Genomic DNA, 2,616 nt, shown 5'->3' with positions numbered 1-2,616 from the left:
TGCCTACCACCTCCTCTCTCTGTAGTTGTTGGTGGAAACCGGTCACACAAGAAGCCGACACCAGCGAAATGGCGTCGGCTAGAGGTGTATCCTGGTATATCCTATCAGATCGCTTGACCTGGGCTTTTGTTCACCCCGATGTACCAACACCTGCCGACGGAGACCGTGCCGCTCCGGTCCGTCTCCAGGTTGCCCACCTAGCCCGGCGCGTCTCGACGGGTCAGTCCTCCTTGAAGAACGTCTCCGCGTCCCGGCGAATCTGCGCCAGCCGCTTCGAGACGGCGCTGTGGTTGGCGTACCCCAGCATCTCGGCGATCTCGGTCTTGCTGGTCACGCCGCTGTTGAGGAGCACCACGATCTGCCTGTTACGGGCATCGAGCAGCGCGAGGAAGTCGTTGGTGACGACGTTGCCCACGATCTCGCTCTCCGGTCCTTGGATCGGGATGGTGTCGGTCAACTCGACGAACGCCACCTTGATCTTTCGCCGTTTGCCGTGCAGCTTTCGTTCGAAGTCTTCTCTCGCGTACGACCAGTGGCTGGAAAAGTCGTCCTCGATCCGGTGAGAGCGGACAGCGTCGAGGATGCCGCGTAGCTGACCGATTCGGTCCGCGGCCTCCACCGTCTCGACCAGGGCTTCACGGGCGTCGTCCTCGCCGAACCAGACGGGCCCGCCCTTCCTGGGGTTGCCGGCCACAGCCGCCTCGAGCACGCTGCCATCCTCGAGAGTGACCGGCCCGGCGGTCTTGCCCTTGTCGACCTCAGGGAAGTCACGCAACCGGTCCTGGATGGTTGCCGTGACGGCCGGCACCCAGAAGTCGAGATTGTGGGTCAGCATCCGTATCGGGTCGTCGGCCGAGAACGCCTTCATCTTTGACCCCGACTCCAGATGTGGCCACACCGTCCACGCCCACGCCCGGGTGAGCCGGGCAGCGAAGTCGGCTGGCAGGAAGTCATCGACACCCGCATTGTCAGCCATGAACGGCCACTGTCCGCGACGTAGCGTCGGCAATCCGAATATGTCCAGGACGCGCTTCGGCAGCAGGTGCAGCAGCGGCGCGTACTCAAAGTATCGCGACCGTGTGCGGGGCACGAACGTGACGTTGACGTCCCCGAGCTCCGCGACCTTAGCCAACTGGTCCGGAAGATCGTCCACGTCGAAGAACCGGCGCCGGAACTGGGCCGACTCCCACAGCATGTTCCACTGCCCGACCGCTCCAGCCAGCTCCAGATCCGGAGTGTGGGGCATCGAGAGCGCCACGTACTCCGGCGATGCCGGCTCCAGGGGGCGAACCACACCACCGAACATCAACCCCGCCGAAAGGTTGTACAGGCTTGGGAACTCGTCCGGGGTCGCCTTGGCCTCTGGGAGGAACACATTGTCGCGGCGCCACTCCAACATCTCAGCCGCAGTGGGCTCGCGTTCCTCGTCGCTCATCGGGTGCCTCGTCATCTGTGCCACTGCTCGGTCCGTCTGCTCGTTGATCATCGTCATATTTACTTCACGACAGTCGTCCCCGATTCCGTTCCGAGAGCTCCGTCACATAGTTCTTCCGATCCGGCTGCTGCACGGGAGGTTCGAGTTCGAGTCCTATGGGGCTTCGGGAAGGTTTACCTGGTCAGGAGTCTTGTCGTTGCCTGTGTATTCGCGGTACTGAATGTCGCCGACAAGGACGGGTTCGACCCAGTGTGCGATGCGGCGATCGGCTTCGGCGCCGGATCTGTGAGCGGGCTCGTGGACCGTTCGAGCTCCGAGAGTTGGTCTCGGAGCTGACCCCGCGCAGCGGAGGTGAAGCCGGTGCCGGCGTTCCCGATGTACTTGAGGGCGCCGGTGTCGTCGTAGGCGGCGAGGATGAGCGAGCCGACAGCATTGTGGTGCATGCCGGTGCCGGGTGCTGGTAAGGCGAGATATCGGAACCTGACGAATAGGTAGGCCGTTCGCCGCCGCTCCGCACGGTCCACGCCTCCCCGCCCCACGTGTTCCCCCACCCCTGTCGGACACATTCCCTACGTTGATCAGCTTTGTGCCCCAGGGAACGTTCACGGCGAGGAAGCCGACCGCGACGGATTCGCTGAGCCAGCCGCTCTGCTGACCTCGTGGCACGCGGGAGTGTCGTGATGCGCAATGATGCTCTTGTGACGCACCGACTGCTGCAGACGGTGCGCCGCCTGTTCGGACGGCGCGCACGGGCTCGCGCTGGGCGTCCAATATTCATCGTCGAGTGAGCCTCGTAAGGAGCCTTGTGAGCACCCTCGGTAGCTTCATCTGGTCGATCGCCGACCAACTTCGGGGTCCCTACCGCCCCAACCAGTACGGCAACGTGATCCTCCCGCTCACGATCCTGCGCCGCCTCGACTGCATCATCGAGCCCGACCGGGAGACGGTGCGCGCGCTGGCGGCGAAGTACGACAACCCCAACCGGCTCAAGATCGAGGTCAAGAAGGCCACCGGGCGGCCGTTCTATAACACCTCGAACTACTCCTTCGCCAACCTCCTCAAAGACGCCGACGGGTTGGCGGACAACCTGGCCGACTACATCGACCGGTTCTCGCCCGATGTCGACGTGTTCGAGTACTTCGACTTCAAGAAGGAGATCCTCGCTCTGGAGAAGGCGGAGT

Annotated in this window: 3 protein-coding genes; 1 reads left to right on the top strand and 2 read right to left on the bottom strand. The window is 63.5% G+C overall.

From position 1 onward, the window contains the following. Positions 1–220: 220 nt before the first annotated feature. Together WAW17_RS12200 and WAW17_RS12195 are read right to left on the bottom strand one after the other, a co-directional pair. Positions 221–1,435, bottom strand: coding sequence for a sigma-70 family RNA polymerase sigma factor (locus tag WAW17_RS12200; protein WP_422333238.1), 1,215 nt, complete (start codon positions 1,433–1,435; stop codon positions 221–223). 173 nt (positions 1,436–1,608) lie between these two features. After that, a complete protein-coding gene (locus WAW17_RS12195; RefSeq protein WP_422333237.1) occupies positions 1,609–1,878 on the bottom strand; it encodes a hypothetical protein in 270 nt (89 codons plus the stop codon). Between the two features lie 362 nt (positions 1,879–2,240). Between WAW17_RS12195 and WAW17_RS12190 the strand changes: the two genes are divergently transcribed. Then, positions 2,241–2,616 (top strand): type I restriction-modification system subunit M N-terminal domain-containing protein (locus WAW17_RS12190; RefSeq protein WP_422333236.1); only part of this gene is annotated, 376 nt, incomplete at its 3' end.

Origin of the sequence: Rhodococcus sp. (in: high G+C Gram-positive bacteria) (assembly GCF_049286785.1) — a bacterium.
GTDB lineage: Bacteria > Actinomycetota > Actinomycetes > Mycobacteriales > Mycobacteriaceae > Rhodococcus_F.
Note: the sequence above shows the minus strand (reverse complement) of the source record. Positions and strands in the feature narration are given on the sequence as shown.

Excerpts from the sequence above, each read along its gene's own strand:
- WAW17_RS12195 (WP_422333237.1), bottom strand. The coding sequence starts at position 1,878 with ATGCACCACAATGCTGTCGGCTCGCTCATCCTCGCCGCCTACGACGAC.
- WAW17_RS12200 (WP_422333238.1), bottom strand. The coding sequence starts at position 1,435 with ATGAGCGACGAGGAACGCGAGCCCACTGCGGCTGAGATGTTGGAGTGG.